The 577-nt window shown below is 65.9% G+C and carries 1 protein-coding gene; it reads right to left on the bottom strand.

Translation table 11 applies throughout. From position 1 onward, the window contains the following. On the bottom strand, positions 1-577 hold a 577-nt coding region (locus AC1DD5_RS25750; RefSeq protein WP_477523140.1), incomplete at both ends, for an HNH endonuclease signature motif containing protein.

The raw sequence follows: 577 nt of genomic DNA, 5'->3' as shown, positions 1-577 counted from the left end.
GGGGTGTGTGGTGGTGGTTGCGTCGGGGTGTTTGTTTGGGGTCGATGTGTGGTGGTGGGGTGAACCAGGGCACGCCGGTGGTCATGTCGATCCGCCATTGTTCTTTGTGGATGACGTGGTGGTGGTGGCTGCAGAGCAGGGTGCCGTTCTCGGTTCCKGTGGTGCCGCCGTGTGACCAGTAGGTGATGTGGTGGGCTTCGCACCASGGGGCGGGCATGGTGCAGTCGGGGAAGGCGCAGCCGCCGTCGCGGGCGGTGATGGCTTTGCGGATGTGGGGTGGGAAGATCCGGGTGGTGCGGCCGATGTCCAGGACGCGGGAGTCGGTTCCGAGCAGGACGGGGAGGATGTCGGCGTCGCAGGCGATTTTGCGGATGGTGTTGGGGTGCATCGGGCCGACGAAGGTCGCGGTCCCGGTGCTGAGTCGTTGGTGGTCGGTGCGTCGTTCGAAGAGGTCGCGTTCGTCGATGGTGAGGGTGAGTTGGGGTCGGAGTCCGCCGTTGGCTGGCAGTTTCCCGGTGGTCATCGCGACGGCACAGGCTCCGACGAGTCCGTCGAGGAGTTTCATGGGGCGGGAACG

This window comes from Paenarthrobacter sp. 10L420, from assembly GCF_056395385.1.
This window is presented reverse-complemented; position numbering and strand designations above follow the sequence as displayed.